This window comes from Pseudomonas sp. KCJK9016 (assembly GCF_046231795.1).
Taxonomy (GTDB): Bacteria; Pseudomonadota; Gammaproteobacteria; order Pseudomonadales; family Pseudomonadaceae; genus Aquipseudomonas; species Aquipseudomonas bananamidigenes.
Genome location: NZ_JBJJMM010000003.1, coordinates 289,700 through 305,568 on the forward strand (window position 1 = coordinate 289,700; position 15,869 = coordinate 305,568).

15 protein-coding genes are annotated in these 15,869 nt (G+C 57.5%); 4 read left to right on the forward strand and 11 right to left on the reverse strand.

Annotation, left to right across the window (positions count from 1 at the left end; all coding sequences use genetic code 11):
* Positions 1 to 142 precede the first annotated feature (142 nt).
* The 5 genes from ACK6BI_RS04450 to rplM form a co-directional block, all read right to left on the reverse strand.
* The gene (locus tag ACK6BI_RS04450; protein WP_065261494.1) at positions 143 to 925 is read right to left on the reverse strand and encodes a cytochrome c1; all 783 of its coding nucleotides are present in this window, start codon (positions 923 to 925) and stop codon (positions 143 to 145) included.
* Complete coding sequence (locus ACK6BI_RS04455) at positions 925 to 2,136, reverse strand: cytochrome bc complex cytochrome b subunit (RefSeq protein WP_065261493.1); 1,212 nt, start codon at positions 2,134 to 2,136, stop codon at positions 925 to 927. Before ACK6BI_RS04455 ends, ACK6BI_RS04450 begins: the two co-directional genes overlap by 1 nt.
* The gene (gene petA / locus ACK6BI_RS04460) at positions 2,136 to 2,729 is read right to left on the reverse strand and encodes a ubiquinol-cytochrome c reductase iron-sulfur subunit (RefSeq protein ID WP_003228055.1); all 594 of its coding nucleotides are present in this window, start codon (positions 2,727 to 2,729) and stop codon (positions 2,136 to 2,138) included. Before petA ends, ACK6BI_RS04455 begins: the two co-directional genes overlap by 1 nt.
* 270 nt (positions 2,730 to 2,999) lie before the next feature.
* Positions 3,000 to 3,392 (reverse strand): 30S ribosomal protein S9, encoded by a 393-nt coding sequence (rpsI, locus tag ACK6BI_RS04465; RefSeq protein ID WP_065261675.1) that lies wholly within the window; start codon positions 3,390 to 3,392, stop codon positions 3,000 to 3,002.
* Between the two features lie 14 nt (positions 3,393 to 3,406).
* Positions 3,407 to 3,835, reverse strand: a complete 429-nt coding sequence (gene rplM / locus ACK6BI_RS04470) for a 50S ribosomal protein L13 (RefSeq protein ID WP_013789889.1) — start codon at positions 3,833 to 3,835, stop codon at positions 3,407 to 3,409.
* 244 nt (positions 3,836 to 4,079) lie between these two features.
* On the opposite strand from rplM, the gene ACK6BI_RS04475 reads away from it, so the two are divergent.
* Positions 4,080 to 5,120, forward strand: coding sequence for an NADP(H)-dependent aldo-keto reductase (locus ACK6BI_RS04475; protein WP_409316128.1), 1,041 nt, complete (start codon positions 4,080 to 4,082; stop codon positions 5,118 to 5,120).
* Between the two features lie 105 nt (positions 5,121 to 5,225).
* Here ACK6BI_RS04475 and ACK6BI_RS04480 read toward each other — a convergent pair whose 3' ends face one another.
* A complete protein-coding gene (locus tag ACK6BI_RS04480; RefSeq protein WP_409316129.1) occupies positions 5,226 to 6,362 on the reverse strand; it encodes an acyl-CoA dehydrogenase family protein in 1,137 nt (378 codons plus the stop codon).
* A 246-nt stretch (positions 6,363 to 6,608) separates the two neighbouring features.
* Here ACK6BI_RS04480 and ACK6BI_RS04485 point away from each other — a divergent pair, with 246 nt between their 5' ends.
* The gene (locus ACK6BI_RS04485; RefSeq protein WP_176704507.1) at positions 6,609 to 7,505 is read left to right on the forward strand and encodes a GlxA family transcriptional regulator; all 897 of its coding nucleotides are present in this window, start codon (positions 6,609 to 6,611) and stop codon (positions 7,503 to 7,505) included.
* Between the two features lie 62 nt (positions 7,506 to 7,567).
* Here ACK6BI_RS04485 and zapE read toward each other — a convergent pair whose 3' ends face one another.
* The 3 genes from zapE to ACK6BI_RS04500 all read right to left on the reverse strand — a co-directional run bounded on the left by zapE (position 7,568) and on the right by ACK6BI_RS04500 (position 10,762).
* Positions 7,568 to 8,662, reverse strand: coding sequence for a cell division protein ZapE (gene zapE, locus ACK6BI_RS04490; RefSeq protein ID WP_065261678.1), 1,095 nt, complete (start codon positions 8,660 to 8,662; stop codon positions 7,568 to 7,570).
* A 90-nt stretch (positions 8,663 to 8,752) separates the two neighbouring features.
* Entirely contained in the window at positions 8,753 to 10,108 is a 1,356-nt protein-coding gene (locus ACK6BI_RS04495; RefSeq protein ID WP_409316130.1) for a tryptophan--tRNA ligase, read from the reverse strand.
* Positions 10,109 to 10,132: 24 nt separating this feature from the next.
* Complete coding sequence (locus ACK6BI_RS04500; RefSeq protein ID WP_409316148.1) at positions 10,133 to 10,762, reverse strand: alpha/beta hydrolase; 630 nt, start codon at positions 10,760 to 10,762, stop codon at positions 10,133 to 10,135.
* Positions 10,763 to 10,906: 144 nt separating this feature from the next.
* Between ACK6BI_RS04500 and ACK6BI_RS04505 the strand changes: the two genes are divergently transcribed.
* The gene (locus tag ACK6BI_RS04505) at positions 10,907 to 11,341 is read left to right on the forward strand and encodes a YhcB family protein (RefSeq protein ID WP_039766275.1); all 435 of its coding nucleotides are present in this window, start codon (positions 10,907 to 10,909) and stop codon (positions 11,339 to 11,341) included.
* Between the two features lie 67 nt (positions 11,342 to 11,408).
* Here ACK6BI_RS04505 and ACK6BI_RS04510 read toward each other — a convergent pair whose 3' ends face one another.
* Positions 11,409 to 12,143: an OmpA family protein gene (locus ACK6BI_RS04510; RefSeq protein WP_065261680.1), complete on the reverse strand. Its 735-nt coding sequence runs from the start codon at positions 12,141 to 12,143 to the stop codon at positions 11,409 to 11,411.
* Between the two features lie 116 nt (positions 12,144 to 12,259).
* Positions 12,260 to 12,904 carry an MBL fold metallo-hydrolase gene (locus ACK6BI_RS04515; protein WP_409316131.1) on the reverse strand — a complete coding sequence of 215 codons (645 nt, stop codon included), beginning with the start codon at positions 12,902 to 12,904 and terminating at the stop codon, positions 12,260 to 12,262.
* Positions 12,905 to 13,109: 205 nt separating this feature from the next.
* Here ACK6BI_RS04515 and ACK6BI_RS04520 point away from each other — a divergent pair.
* Positions 13,110 to 15,869: matrixin family metalloprotease (locus ACK6BI_RS04520; RefSeq protein WP_409316132.1), on the forward strand; the 2,760-nt coding region annotated here is incomplete at its 3' end.

Consider the following 15,869-nt stretch of genomic DNA (forward strand, 5'->3'; position numbering starts at 1 on the left):
CCTCCTCGCTTGTTGAAATGATCGGAGCCGGAAAAACACGCGCGCCCAGAGGGCGCCTCCCGCAACACCTGGCTGTGCAGACGTTGCGTTTTCAGAGGCGCCCTTGGGCGCGCGCGATTAACAGCAATTGCTTGAAGCGTTATCAGTGCACGTCTTTCCAGTATTCACGCTTGAGCAGGTAGGCGAACACAAAGAAGAACGCCAGGTACAGCAAGACATAAGTACCGATGCGCTGATGTTGCAGCTTAACCGGGTTAGCCGAGTAAGCCAGGAAGGTTACCAGATTCTTGACCTTTTCATCGAACTGCTCTTCGTTCAAGGTACCGGTTTTCGGCACGATGGTCAGCTGATCGCAGGCTTCATGAGTTAACGGCGTACCGGTCAGCGGATCGAATTGCTTCTTGCCATCCTCGACGATCTGCACCTGTTTGCAACCTACGACCTGACGACCTTGCAGGCCGACCAGCACGTTAGGCATGCCGACATTCGGAAAGACCTTGTTGTTCACGCCCCACGGACGCGCCGGATCTTCATAGAACGAACGCAGATAACCATAAAGCCAGTCGGTACCGCGAACCCGAGCCACTAGAGTCAGGTCCGGCGGGGCGGCGCCGAACCAGGTCTTGGCGTCTGCCGGCTGCATGCCGATGCTCATGTGATCGCCGATCTTGGCACCGGTGAACACCAGCTTCTCCAGCATCATTTCGTGCGGAATACCGAGGTCATCGGCAACGCGCTCGTAACGCTGGAATTTGGCGCTGTGGCAACCCATGCAATAGTTGGCGAAAGTGCGCGCACCATCCTGCAGGGCAGCCTTGTCGGAAACGTCGATGTCGACTTTTTCCAGTTCAGGGCCACCGTGTTCGGCAGCGAAAGACAGCACAGGCAGAGCAGCAAAAATCAGAGCAAAAAATAACTTTTTCATCAGCCAGTCACCCTTTCCGGAACCGGTTTGGTCTTCTCGAGCCTGGTGTAGAACGGCATCAGAATGAAGTAGGCGAAGTACAGGAAGGTGCAGATCTGCGACACCAGCGTGCGCTCCGGCGTCGGAGCCAGAACCCCCAGAATGCCGAGGATCACGAAGGAAATGCAGAACACCACTAGCCAGATTTTGCTCATCCAGCCTTTGTAACGCATCGACTTGACGGGACTGCGGTCGAGCCATGGCAGGACAAACAGAACTGCAATGGCTGCCCCCATGGCGATAACACCCATGAGCTTGTCAGGAACCGCACGCAAGATCGCGTAGAACGGTGTGAAGTACCAGACCGGCGCGATGTGTTCCGGCGTCTTGAACGGGTTGGCCTGTTCGAAGTTTGGTTTTTCGAGGAAATAGCCGCCCATTTCCGGGAAGAAGAACACAATGAAACAGAAGATGAACAGGAACACCACGACGCCGACAATGTCTTTCACGGTGTAGTATGGATGGAACGCGATACCATCCAGCGGAACACCGTTTTCATCTTTGTGCTTCTTGATGTCCACACCGTCCGGGTTGTTCGAACCCACTTCGTGCAGTGCCAGAATGTGCAGCACCACCAGACCCAGGATCACGATCGGCAGAGCGACCACGTGCAGGGCGAAGAAGCGGTTCAGGGTAATCCCGGAAATCAGGTAGTCACCGCGAATCCACTGGGTCAGGTCGTTGCCGATGACCGGAATCGCGCCGAACAGCGAGATGATCACCTGGGCGCCCCAGTAAGACATTTGACCCCATGGCAGCAGATATCCCATGAAGGCTTCGGCCATCAGCGCCAGGTAGATCAGCATGCCGAACACCCACACCAGTTCGCGGGGTTTCTGGTACGAACCGTAGAGCAGACCACGGAACATGTGCAGATAGACCACGATAAAGAACGCAGAAGCGCCGGTGGAATGGAGCAGACGCAGGATCGAGCCGTACTCGACGTCGCGCATGATGTATTCGACGGAGGCAAACGCCTCTTCCGCCGAAGGGGTGTAACTCATGGTCAGCCAGACACCGGTGACGATCTGGTTGACCAGAACGAGCAGCGCCAGCGAGCCGAAGAAATAGAAAAAGTTGAAGTTTTTTGGAGCGTAATACTTGCTGAGATGGTCTTCCCACATTTTGGTGGCGGGGAAGCGCGCATCGACCCAATCCATGAACTTGCTCATCACGCTTTCTCCGTATCGACGCCAATGACAATCAGATCATCGGTCTCATAGGAATGCGGGGGTACTGGCAGGTTCAAAGGCGCAGGTTGCGACTTGTAGACGCGGCCAGCCAGATCGTAGTGGGAGCCGTGGCAAGGGCAGAAATAGCCGCCTACCCAGTCTTTGCCCAGATCCGCGGGCGCCACTTCGGGACGGAAGGTCGGTGAGCAACCCAGGTGCGTACAGATCCCGATCAGCAGCAGAATCTCCGGCTTGATCGAACGCACTTCAGGGTCGACATAGGTGGGTTGCGTAGAGTTTTTGGAGGTCGGATCGGAGAGCTGGCCTTCGATCTTCTTGAGATTCCCCAGGATTTCCGCGGTACGGCGAACAATGAATACCGGCTGGCCGCGCCATTCAGCAATCATCTGCTGTCCGGGCTCGATTTTGCTGACATTCACTTTCACCGGTGCGCCGGCAGCTTTCGCCTTGGCACTGGGAAACCATGACCCCACGAACGGGACCGCAGCCCCCACCGCTCCTGCAGCACCCACCACGGATGTGGCCGCTACCAGGAAGCGACGCCGGCCTGCATTCACGCCGTCATTGCTCATTCAGTCCTCTCCCATCAGCTTTGTGGCCTGTTAAATCAGGCATCTACTAAATATGAAACAATGTACTTATAAAAATTTTGCCGAATGGTAATGAAAACCCCCAATTCTGACAAGGTAATTACCCGGAGGGGTGGCCCTCAAGCCTTGTAGTATAGGGGGTCTACGAATGTGGCAAGTTGTCACAGCGCAATTATTCGAGAAATCGCACGCATAAAAAAACGCCCGGTTCCGTGAGGAATCGGGCGTTCTTTTTTGAACGTGGAAGCGAAATTAACGCTTCGAGTACTGCGGACGCTTACGCGCTTTACGCAGACCAACTTTCTTACGTTCAACTTCACGGGCGTCGCGAGTGACGTAGCCAGCTTTGCGCAGGGCGCTACGCAGGGTTTCGTCGTAGTCCATCAGAGCGCGAGTGATACCGTGGCGGATTGCGCCAGCCTGACCACTTACACCACCGCCGATCACGGTGACGTAGATGTCGAACTTCTCGACAGTCTCGGTCAGCTCCAGCGGCTGACGAACTACCATGCGGGCAGTTTCGCGGCCGAAGAAGGTTTCCAGCGAACGGTTGTTGATGGAGATGTTACCAGTACCCGGACGCAGGAAAACGCGTGCGGTTGCGGTCTTGCGACGGCCAGTGCCGTAATTTTGAGTCGCCGACATAATGAACTATTCCGTTAAATCTTCAGTTCTTGGGGCTGCTGAGCAGTATGAGGGTGTGCAGCGCCCGCATAGACTTTCAGCTTACGGTACATGTCGCGACCCAGCGGGTTCTTAGGCAGCATGCCTTTAACCGCGGTCTCGATCACGCGCTCAGGGGCCTTGGCGATCAGCTTTTCAAAGTTGATCGACTTGATACCGCCCGGGAAACCGGAGTGGGAGTAGTACATTTTGTCGCTGGTTTTGGCACCGGTAACACGTACTTGTTCAGCATTGATCACGACGATGTAGTCGCCGGTGTCAACGTGAGGGGTGTACTCAGGCTTGTGCTTGCCACGCAGACGGCTCGCGATTTCGGTGGCCAGACGACCCAGGGTCTGACCAGCAGCGTCGACGACAAACCAGTCGCGCTTTACTGTTTCCGGTTTAGCAGTAAAAGTTTTCATTCTTTATAGCCTCAGGGGCCGCCTGTAAATAAGACGGCGGATCTTACTGAATAGTGCGTACTTTGACAAGTCAAAGGCAGCCGGATACAGACGCTTTCGGGGGCTCGGGTCGGCGCGTCCGTTCAACGGCAAGATTCTTCGGCGGCGGGGCATCACTTCCACTGCAGAAAGAGGTCGGCAATTATGCAGATTGCGAAAAAATATTCAACCTGCTTTTATGATTGCTTTGCCCAAGGAGCACCCGATGGACTATCGCCAGCTAGGCCGCACCGACCTGAACGTGAGTGCAATCTGCCTCGGCACCATGACCTGGGGCGAGCAAAACACCGAAGCCGAAGCCTTCGCGCAGATCGAGAGAGCCAAGGGCGCCGGGATCAATTTCATCGACACCGCCGAGATGTACCCGGTGCCGCCGAAAGCCGAAACCTACGCCACCACCGAGCGTTACATCGGCAATTACTTCAAGAGCCGCGGCGACCGCGCCGACTGGATCCTCGCCAGCAAGATCGCCGGCCCCGGCAACACCATCGACTACATCCGCGACCGGAACCTTCGCCACAACCGCCAACACATCACCGAAGCGGTGGACGCCAGCCTCAAGCGTCTGCAGACCGATTATATCGACCTGTATCAATTGCACTGGCCTGAGCGCAGCACCAATTTTTTCGGACAGCTGGGCTACAAGCACAAGACCGAAGCCAACCTCACGCCACTCGAAGACACGCTCGAAGCGCTCGATGAGCAAGTGAAGGCCGGCAAGATCCGCCATATCGGTCTGTCCAACGAAACGCCGTGGGGCACCATGCGTTTTCTGGCCCTGGCCGAAGCCCGTGGCTGGCCACGCGCGGTGTCGATCCAGAACCCGTACAACCTGCTCAACCGCAGCTTCGAAATCGGCTTGGCGGAAATCGCGATTCGCGAACAGTGCGGCCTGCTCGCCTATTCGCCACTGGCGTTCGGCTTTCTGTCGGGCAAGTACGAGGGCGGCGCCCGTCCACCAAAAGGCCGCCTGAGCCTCTACAGCCGTTTCAGCCGCTATTTCAATCCGCAATCGGAAGCAGCCTGCAGCCGTTATGTGGCGCTCGCCCGGGAACATGGCCTGGATCCGGCGCAAATGGCGCTGGCATTCGTCAACCAGCAACCGTTCGTCACCAGCAACATCATCGGTGCGACGACCCTGGAGCAACTGGACAGCAACATCGCCAGTTTCTATCTGAACCTCTCGGACGAAGTGCTGGCAGGCATCGAGGCGATTCACAAGGATCACCCGAACCCGGCACCGTGATCAGCCGCTAAAAAGCTTCGCGAGCAGGCTCGCTCCCACAGGTACAGCGTGATCCTCGTGGGAGCGAGCCTGCTCGCGAAGGGGCCAGTCAACTCACTGCAAAACTCAAAGCGACCGCGCAATGATTTCCTTCATGATTTCATTGGTGCCGGCATAGATCCGCTGCACCCGTGCATCCGCCCAGGCACGGGCCACCGGGTATTCCCACATGAAACCGTACCCGCCATGCAACTGCACGCACTCGTCGAGCACCTTGCATTGCAGATCGGTGCCCCAGTATTTGGCCATTGCCGCTGTCGGTACATCCAGCTTGCCCTGAAGGTGCAGTTCCAGACAGCGATCGACGAACACCCGGCCAATCTGAATCTCGGTGGCCATCTCCGCGAGTTTGAAGCGCGTGTTCTGGAAGTCGGCGATAGCCTTGCCGAACGCCTTGCGGTCACGGGTGTAATCCAGCGTCCACTGCAGCGCCGCCTCGGCCGAGGCCAAACCGCCAATCGCCACGGTCAGACGCTCCTGGGGCAACTCCTGCATCAGATAGGCAAATCCTGCTCCGGCCTGGCCCAACAGGTTTTCCTTTGGTACACGCACATCCTGGAAGAACAGTTCCGACGTGTCCTGTGCCTTCATTCCGACCTTTTCCAGACGTTTACCCTTATCGAAGCCCGGGGTGCCCGCCTCTACCAGAAACAGACTGGTGCCCTTGGCGCCGGCCTTGGGGTCAGTCTTCGCAACCACGATCACCAGATCGGCGAGAAAACCATTGGTGATGAAGGTTTTAGAGCCGTTGATCACATAATCGTCACCGTCCAGCACCGCAGTGGTTTTGACGCCCTGCAAGTCGGAACCCGCGCCAGGTTCGGTCATTGCGATAGCGCTGACCATCTCGCCGGACACCAGCTTCGGCAGGTATTTCTGCTTCAGCGCTTCGCTGCCGTAGTGCAGGATGTAAGGCGCAACGATGTCCGAATGCAGCGAGAAGCCGATTCCGGTCAAGCCCAATCGCCCGACTTCCTCGATCACTACGGCGCTGTATAGAAAGTCCGCCCCCAGCCCGCCGTACTCCTCCGGCAGATGCGAGCAGAGCATTCCCGCCTCCCCTGCCTTGTTCCACAGTTTGCGGTCGATGTAGCCTTGCTTTTCCCATTGCCCGTGGAACGGCACGGCCTCTTTTTCAAGGAAAGTCCGCACGCTGTCGCGGAACAATTCGTGCTCGGAGCTGAACAGGGTTCTGGGGATCATGCGACACCTTTTCTTATGAATTGGAGGGATCAGACCTTCAGAGACTAAGCCGCACACCCGATACAGGACACTGGACACATCCGACAAAAAATAAGACGATCCAGCCGTCTGGTGACCACTTTCCCTTATAAAAACAAAAGATGAATTATGTCCAAGCAAGTCTCCACGCCCTTGCGGCGCGTCAGCATCCTGGCGATCGACCGGGTTTTCGCTTCCACCCTCATGCAAGCCAAGGATTTCTTCCACCTGGCCAGCCTGCGTTATGGCAAACAACTGGGCCAGGGTCTGACGCCGGCATTCGAAACACGCCTGGTCAGCCCCGACGGCAAACCGGTGAACAGCTTCAGTGACGTGGTCATGCCGGTGGACGGCGGCCTGGAAAACACCGATGTCATCATCCTTCCGGCCTTCTGGGACGACTTCGACACCCTGAGCCAGCGTTATCCACAGATCCTGCCGTGGCTGCGTGAACAACATGCACGCGGCGCAGTGCTCTGCGGCGAGGCCACCGGCGTGTTCTGGCTCGCCGAGGCCGGGTTGCTCAATGGCAAGGAGGCGACGACCTACTGGCGCTTCTTCAATGCCTTTGCCGAGCGTTTTCCGCAGGTTTATCTCAACCAGGACAAGCACCTGACCGATGCAGACAATCTGTACTGCGCCGGCGGCACGACCTCGGCCTGCGATCTTTATATCTATCTGATCGAGCGTTTCTGCGGTGCCAACGTAGCCCAGGCCGTGGCCCGCGACATTCTTTATGAAGTCCAGCGCAGCTACTCACCGGGCCGAATTGGTTTCGGTGGCCAGAAGCTGCACCAAGACGTGATCATCCTGCAGATCCAGCACTGGCTCGAAGAGCATTTTGCCGACAAGTTCCGCTTCGAAGACGTGGCCCGCGAGCACGGCATGAGCATTCGCAACTTCATGCGCCGCTTCCAGACCGCCACCGGTGACAAGCCGCTGCACTACCTGCAACGACTGCGCATCGAAACGGCCAAAGGCCTGTTGTCCGGCAGCCGCAAGAGCATCAAGACCATCAGCTACGAAGTGGGCTACGACGATGCGAGCTTCTTCGCACGCCTGTTCCGTCAGCACACCGAACTGTCACCGAACCAGTATCGACAGCAGTTCCAGCAAGCTGCCTGACGATTCGACCAGACACAAAAAAGGGCCTGCATCTGCAGGCCCTTTTTGTTTGCCGAATCCGCTCAAGGCTTGTGTGCCCGGGACAGGAATTCGTGGGATTGCATCTCCAGCAGACGGCTGAGGGTCCGCTGGAACTCGAACGTCAGGCGCCCGCCGGTGTACAGGTCTTTCAACTCGACTTCGGCCGAAATGATCAGCTTGACGTTACGGTCGTAGAACTCGTCGACCATGTTGATGAAGCGTCGGGCGATGTCGTCGGTGGTGACGCTCATCTGTTCTACGCCGCTGAGCAGCACGGCGTGGAAGATCTTGCCTATCTCGATGTAATCGTTCTGGCTGCGCGGGCCATCGCACAGTTCGCGGAAGTCGAACCACGCCACGTCATCGCAAGTACGCAGGGCGCGGATTTCGCGGTTCTCGATGATCAGCACATCGTTTTCCACGGCCGCCGTGCATTCAGGCGTCAGCGCACGGAAGCTCTTGCGCAGGCTTTCGTGGGCCGCTTCATTGAGCGGAAAGTGGAACAGCTCCGCCTGTTCGAGATGACGCAGACGGTAATCGACGCCGCTGTCGACGTTGACGATCTCGGTGTTCTGCTTGATCAGCGCAATGGCCGGCAGGAAACGCGCGCGCTGCAGGCCGTCCTTGTACAGCCCGTCCGGCACGATGTTCGAAGTGGCGACCAGGGTCACGCCATTCTTGAACAGTTCTTCCATCAGCGTGCCGAGGATCATGGCGTCGGTGATGTCGGAGACGAAGAATTCATCGAAGCAGATGACCCGCGACTCCGCCGCAAAACGCTTGGCGATGATGGTCAGCGGATTTTTCTCGCCGCCGAGGGTCTTCATCTCTTCGTGAACACGCTTCATGAAGCGGTGGAAGTGGGTACGGGTCTTTTCCTTGAATGGCAGGGCTTCGAAGAAGGTATCCACCAGATAGGTTTTGCCACGACCCACGCCGCCCCAGAAATACAGGCCCTTGACCGGCGTCTGATCCTTTTTGCCAAACAGCTTGCCCAGCAGACCCGGCTTGTTCTGCTCGGCCGCGATCAGATCGTCGTAAAGGCGTTGCAGATGACGCACGGCCGTTTCCTGCGCGGCGTCATGGAAAAAGTCCGGGCGTTTCAGATCAGCTTGATATCGTTCTAGGGGCGTCATAATTCGTTAGCAAGGCAACAAAAACGGGCCGTCACTGTAGCGATGGCCCGTGGGAATGGCAATCGGCCCTTGGTCGGGCCGGGCCGTTGATTATTCCTGAACCGGTGTCAGAGCGATCCGCAAAGCTTCGATGGCCGCATCCCGCGCAGCCGCGTCGGCGAACACAGGGCTGTCGCCGACGCGCTCGCCTTCCAGCCAGACGCTGAAGCTCAGGTCTTCGCTGCGTACATCCAGCGGCTGGCCCGACTGCAATTGCTTGGTTGCCTGACCTGCGGTCTTGCCGTCGGCAAAGTTGCGCGACAGCAGCAGTTGCTCGCCATCGGCGGCCAGCAGGCGGAAACGGAAGCTGCCATCGTCTTCGCGGAAGCTGACGAAACGTGCGGCTTTCGCCGCCTTCTTCTTGGTGGTGGCAGCCACTTGCACCTGATTGACGAACGAACGCAGGCCGACCGCTTCACGCAGCTCGTTGAGGAACGGAGTGGCGACCGCACGGGCCTTTTTCGCACCGTGCTGCAGGATGTCTTCCAGATCCGCCGGACGTTCGATCAATTGCTGGTAACGTTCGCGAGACTCACCCAGTTCGTTGTCCAGCAACTGGAACAGACGGTTCTTCGCCTCACCCCAACCCAGTCCGCCCAGCAGTTCGCTGCGGAACTCGTCGGCCTGCGCCGGCGTGGCGAACGCCTGAAACAGGGTGAACAGGTGCGAATTGTCCGGATCCTTCGCTTCGCCCGGCGCACGGGAGTCGGTAACGATGCGCGAGATCGCGTCCTTCATGTCCTTGGCACTGGAGAACAGTGGAATGGTGTTGTCGTAGCTCTTGGACATCTTGCGACCGTCCAGCCCCGGCAACGTGGCGACGCTTTCCTCGATCAGCGCTTCGGGCATGGTGAAGAACTCCTTGCCCTGGCCGAACAGGTGGTTGAAACGCTGGCCGATGTCACGGGCCATTTCCACGTGCTGGATCTGGTCACGGCCGACCGGCACCTTGTGCGCGTTGAACATCAGGATGTCGGCCGCCATCAGCACCGGATAGCTGTACAGGCCCATGGTGATACCGGCATCCGGGTCTTCGCCGGTCTCGACGTTCTTGTCCACCGAAGCCTTGTAGGCGTGGGCGCGGTTGAGCAGGCCCTTGGCTGCGACGCAGGTCAGCAGCCAGGTCAGCTCGGGGATTTCCGGAATGTCGGACTGGCGATAGAACGTCACGCGATCCACATCCAGACCACCGGCCAGCCAGGTCGCGGCGATTTCCAGGCGCGAGCGCTGGATGCGCAACGGGTCATCGCATTTGATCAGGGCGTGATAGTCGGCCAGGAAGTAGAACGAGTCGGCGTTCGTGTCACGGCTGGCGACGATCGCCGGGCGGATGGCACCGGCGTAGTTGCCCAGGTGCGGAGTACCGGTGGTGGTGATACCGGTGAGGATGCGGGTACGGTTCGTCATGGGTAATCGCTTGTCAGACTGCAATCAATTCGAAAGACGCGGCAGGATCAGATCCTTGAGATCGGTCAGCTTGCCATGAAAAAAGTGTCCGCATTCTGCCACTTTCAGCAGCTCATGGGGGCGCTGGAGTTTGTCGGACCATTCGTAAACCAGTTGTGGATCGATCACTTCGTCGGTTTCCGGCTGGATCACCGTGAGCCCGCCCTGCTGCGGCAACTGATCCTGATCGCCCAGGCGCATGACTGCAGGTGCCACCATGAACAGCTGCTGGATCTGCACACCCTGGGCCTCAAGACGACCGCCGAGACTTGCTGCAACAAATCCGCCGAAGGAGAAACCGAAGAGAGTCAGCGGCAGATTCGGGTGCTTCTCCAGCAGCCAGGCAGCGGCGGCTTGAGCGTCGTCGACTTCACCGCTGCCCATGTCGTGGGAGCCTTCGCTGGCACCGACCCCGCGATAGTTGAAGCGCAGAGTGACAAGGCCGGCATCGCGTGCGGTACGCTGCAGGGTCGAAACGACCTTGTTGAGCATGGTGCCACCCTGCACCGGGTTGGGATGGCAGATCAGCGCGATGCCGCGTGGCTGCTCATTGTCCAGATACAAGGACTCAAGTTGACCCACCGGGCCATCAATCACTACAGGGGTTTCACGCATCAGCAAGGAAGGAACTCCGTGACCTCGGATCGGGTCGACTCGTCTAGCAAATTGTCTGTGCCAGTCTATTGCGAGTGAATCGCGGTATACAGCGCAGGTTCGAGCCGTTAACGTAAAGCAAAGCCGTTTATAGAGGAAGGACTCGTGGAACACTCGCTCTTAGTTTGGTTGTTACCGACTCTTGCCCTGGTTGTGGGTGTCGCCATTGGTTTCCTGATCGCTCGCGTTGCGCCGAACGCCGCGCCCAGCCGCACGCAGCGTCAACTGGATGATATTCAGGAACGTTTCGACAGTTATCAGAACGAAGTGGTGACCCACTTCAACAGCACCGCCAATCTGGTCAAGAAGCTGACCCAGAGCTATCAGGAAGTGCAGGACCACCTCGCCGAGGGTGCCAACCGCCTGGCCCTGGACGAGCAGACCCGTCAGCGTCTGCTGGCTTCTCTGCACTCCGAAGCGGCACAGGCCCCACGGGAGCGCCTGACACCACCACGGGATCAGGAGCCGCCGCGCGACTATGCGCCGAAGACCCCGAACTCGCCGGGCATGCTCGACGAGCACTACGGTCTGAAGAAGTAATCAGCCTTCGCACCAACAAAAAGCCCCCGGACAATCACTTGTCCGGGGGCTTTTTTGTACCTGACGGTTACGGATACTGCTGAACCGTACCTGGTTGTTGCTGCTGTCCACCGTATTGCTGACCCGGGATCGCCTTCAGGTTGACTTCAACGCGGCGGTTCTGAGCACGACCATTGACGTCGCCGTTGCTGGCAATCGGATTATCCGGGCCGGCACCACGGGCTGACAGATTGGCACCGCTGACACCCTGGGAAGTCAGGTAGGTCGCCACGCTCTGCGCACGACGCTGGGAAAGGTCCATGTTGTGCTGGCGACTGCCGGTGCTGTCGGTGTACCCGACGATCTCGATCTGGTTCTGGTTGAACTCCTTGAGCGAGTTGGCCAGGTTGTTCAGCGGCTGGTAGAAGCTTGGCGCGATGTTCGCCGAGTCGGTGGCGAAGGTGATGTTGCCCGGCATGATCAGCTTGATCTGGTCGCCCTGACGCTGCACTTCAACCCCGGTGTTGGCCATGCTGGCACGCAGTTTCTTCTCTTGCTGGTCGGCGTAGTAACCGTAACCGGCTGCGGAAGCGCCGACCACTGCAGCGCCGATCAAGGCGCCCTTGCCGCGGTTGTTGTGGTCGATGGCAGCACCGGCCAATGCACCGGCCAGTGCGCCGAGGCCGCCATACTTGGCGGTTTTGCTCATGCCCTGGGAGCCACCGTCGGCCTGACCCTGATTGTCATACGGGTTGGGCGAGGCGCAGCCGGACAATACGGCTACGGCAGTAGCGACAATAATCAAACGACGCGTGGTGAACATGGAGAGCTCCTACTTTTCTGCATTCTGTGGTGCAACGGCGGTTTGGCAATGGACCATTGCGGGCGTTGGATCATGACAATGCACAAAAATTCCGCCGGGCACTCGTGACAAAATGTTTAGGCGCGCACGAACGGATTTTCCCGCATTTCATCGCCCAGACGCGTGTCCGGGCCATGTCCGGCCACAACGATCGCGTCCTCGTCCAATGTGTACAGCCGCTGCTTGATCGATCGCACGATGGTCGCCTGATCGCCGCCCCACAAATCCGTGCGCCCTACTCCGCGCCGGAACAATGTGTCACCGGCAATCAACAGCTTAGCCTCGGAAAACCAAAAGCTCATGGAACCGGGTGTATGCCCCGGTGTGTGAAGCGCCACGCCGCAGCCACAGGCGAGCTCCTCGTCGTCGCTCAACCAGCGATCCGGCGACGGCACCGGGGTATAGGGCACACCGAACATCTGGCATTGCATTTCGAGGTTGTCCCATAGGAACTGGTCGTCCTTGTGCAGATGCAGGGTCGCACCGGTTTTTTCTTTCATCTGACCGGAGGCAAGGAAGTGATCGAGGTGCGCGTGGGTATGGATGATGCTGACGACTTTAAGCCCAAGTGCATCGAGGCGCGCCATGATCAGATCAGGGTTGCCGCCCGGATCGACGACGATGGCTTTTTTGGTGATCGGGTCGCCGATGATCGTGCAGTTGCACTGGAGTGGGCCGACGGGAAAGGTTTCTCGGATAAGCATGGGGCTGGAAACGGACATAGAGATCCTGGACAAACGGCAAGTGGGCTTGCTTCAGTATTCTACTTCACATGCCGATATAGATCGCCCGGACAGTAATTTGACGCCATTAATCAGAAAGATAGTGGCCCAATGATGTCAAATGTATCGTTTCTGGTGCAAAATCGCATTTTTTTGTAGCGGTCGCATTCAGGAAGGGCCGCAGCGCACTCAGGAAACTCCCCGCATGCCGACGCCCTTAACTTATACCTTCGCACTACCCGCCAAATTGACTGGCAACGCTCTCGTCGACAGCCTTATTTCCGGCAAATACTGGATGGGAGCGAACTGGCCATTCGCCGGAGACACCAAGCTCAGCTACAGCTTCATGGCACCGGGGACTTCTTACTTCGCTACTTCCTACAGTCCCAAAAATGAATACTACGCCCTGTATGAGCTGACGACTGCACAGAAGACCGCGATCACCAGCGCCTTGGGCACATGGAGTGCCGTTGCCAACCTCACATTCACGCTGACCAGCGACACCCTCGACAATGTTGGTGACCTGCGTTTTGGCGGCTATCGGTTGATGGACAACAAGACTGCGGCCTGGGCCTACTTTCCTGACAACCTTCCGGCTGCCGGCGATGTTTGGGTCGGCACGGAAACCAGTGACCCTAATCCGGTCAAGGGCACTTATGACTACCTGACCTTCGTTCATGAAATCGGTCACTCGCTTGGTCTCAAACACCCCTTCGATACCAGCGCAACCAACAAGACCCTGCTGGACCCATCGCTGGACGATGTGCACTTCACCGTGATGAGTTACAACAGCAACTATTCCTATCAGCCAACGACGCCGATGGTACTGGACATCCTCGCGATCCAGAGTCTGTACGGCGCCAACATGCTTTGGCAGACCGGCGACACTGTCTACAAATGGGATGCCAACCAGTCGGTGTTTGAAACTATCTGGGACGCAGGTGGCAATGACACCATCGATGGCAGCAACCAGCTGACGGCCGTTACCATCAACCTGAACGAAGGCAGCTACAGCCAGATCGGCAAAACGTTCACCGATCTGAACAGCAACACCGCCATTAACGATGGTTTGGCGATCGCCATCGGTGCCAAGATCGAAAATGCCATTGGATCAGCGTTCAATGACACGCTGATCGGCAACGACCTGGACAACACTCTCAATGGCATGGCCGGTGCGGACACCATGAAGGGGGGCAATGGCAACGACACCTATTACGTCGATAACGTAGCAGATACCATTGTCGAACTCGCGGGAGCGGGTATCGATACAGTGATTTCCTCCATTGCCTACACCTTAGGCGACAACCTTGAAAACCTGACAATCACTGGATCAGCCGACCTGAAAGTGACCGGCAATGCACTCGACAACGTACTTGTCGGCAATGACGGCAACAACCTCATCGATGGTGTCTGGGGCGTCGACACCATGATCGGTGGTCTCGGCAACGATACCTACCTGGTTTACAACAGCCTCGATACGATCATCGAAACCAGCACGCTGGCAACCGAGATCGACAACGTTTATGCCTCTGTCAGCTACGCACTCAGTGCCAATGTTGAAAACCTGACACTGACCGGTACCGATAACATCAATGCTTATGGCAACGAACTGAACAACGTTCTTGTCGGCAACGCCGGCAACAATGTCCTGTTTGGCGGAGCGGGCGTCGACACCATGATCGGCGGTGACGGCAACGACATCTATAACATCGACCAGTTTGCAGAGTTGGGATTGCTGGTTGAAAAAGTCGGCGAAGGCTCCGATGTGCTGAACATTGCCTACACCGCCAATGCACAGACCAGCGTTATCGATCTGAATCAAAGCAGTCTGAAAAACGTTGAAAACGTTCTGCTGTCAGGTGCCGGAGCCTTCACGGTGATCGGCAATGACCTGGACAACATCATGGTGGGCAATGCGGCGAATAACACACTGCAAGGCGGCGCCGGCAACGACCAGCTCGACGGCGGTGCCGGAGCCGACACGCTGATCGGCGGCATTGGTGATGACGTCTATACCGTCGACAACGCTGGCGATTCGATTATCGAACTGGCAGGCGAAGGTCACGACTTGATCAAGGCAACGGTGAACTACACCTTGTCCGCCAACGTCGAGGACGGCTTGCTACTGGGCACGGGCGCACTGGCCCTGACTGGTAACAGCATGGACAACACCCTGACCGGCAACAGTGGCAACAACATCCTCGATGGCGGCATGGGTGCAGATACCCTGATTGGTGGATTGGGCAACGATACCTATTACGTCGACAACGTCGGCGACACGATCATTGAGCAGAACGATTCGCCGACTGAAATCGATACCGTAATGTCGTCGATCAACTACACCCTGGGCACGAATCTCGAAAACCTGACCCTGCTCGGCTCCGCTGCACTCAACGGTACCGGCAACGCCCTGAACAACACCATCACCGGCAACAGTGCCAACAACATCCTGGACGGCGGTATCGGCGCGGACACTTTGATCGGCGGTGCCGGCGACGACACCTACATCATCGACAATGCGCAGGACGTCATTGTCGAAACCAACCAGGAAAACAACGGTATCGACACCGCGCTGTCCTCCGTCAGTTACACCCTGGCCGCCAACGTCGAAAACCTGATCCTGACCGGTACAGCCAACATAAACGCGTACGGCAATAACCAGAACAACGTAATTATCGGCAACTCTGGCAACAACGTGATGTTCGGCGGTGGCGGGATCGATACCCTGATCGGTGGTGCCGGGGATGACATTTACAACCTCGACAGCTACTGGGAACTGGATCGAGTGGTCGAGAACGCGAACGAAGGCTCCGACGTTCTGAACATTACCTATAACCCTAACCGTGTACAGCTTGACGTCGACCTGAGCCAAACCAATCTGCAAAACGTCGAAAATGTGCTGCTGAGCGGGAAAGGCGATTTTGTAGTCACTGGCAACGCTCTGGACAACATCATTGTCGGCAAT

Coding starts and splice junctions, on each gene's coding strand:
- ACK6BI_RS04450 (WP_065261494.1), bottom strand. CDS start 925: ATGAAAAAGTTATTTTTTGCTCTGATTTTTGCTGCTCTGCCTGTGCTG.
- ACK6BI_RS04455 (WP_065261493.1), bottom strand. CDS start 2,136: ATGAGCAAGTTCATGGATTGGGTCGATGCGCGCTTCCCCGCCACCAAA.
- petA (WP_003228055.1), bottom strand. CDS start 2,729: ATGAGCAATGACGGCGTGAATGCAGGCCGGCGTCGCTTCCTGGTAGCG.
- rpsI (WP_065261675.1), bottom strand. CDS start 3,392: ATGTCGGCGACTCAAAATTACGGCACTGGCCGTCGCAAGACCGCAACC.
- rplM (WP_013789889.1), bottom strand. CDS start 3,835: ATGAAAACTTTTACTGCTAAACCGGAAACAGTAAAGCGCGACTGGTTT.
- ACK6BI_RS04475 (WP_409316128.1), top strand. CDS start 4,080: ATGGACTATCGCCAGCTAGGCCGCACCGACCTGAACGTGAGTGCAATC.
- ACK6BI_RS04480 (WP_409316129.1), bottom strand. CDS start 6,362: ATGATCCCCAGAACCCTGTTCAGCTCCGAGCACGAATTGTTCCGCGAC.
- zapE (WP_065261678.1), bottom strand. CDS start 8,662: ATGACGCCCCTAGAACGATATCAAGCTGATCTGAAACGCCCGGACTTT.
- ACK6BI_RS04495 (WP_409316130.1), bottom strand. CDS start 10,108: ATGACGAACCGTACCCGCATCCTCACCGGTATCACCACCACCGGTACT.
- ACK6BI_RS04500 (WP_409316148.1), bottom strand. CDS start 10,762: ATGCGTGAAACCCCTGTAGTGATTGATGGCCCGGTGGGTCAACTTGAG.
- ACK6BI_RS04510 (WP_065261680.1), bottom strand. CDS start 12,143: ATGTTCACCACGCGTCGTTTGATTATTGTCGCTACTGCCGTAGCCGTA.
- ACK6BI_RS04515 (WP_409316131.1), bottom strand. CDS start 12,904: ATGTCCGTTTCCAGCCCCATGCTTATCCGAGAAACCTTTCCCGTCGGC.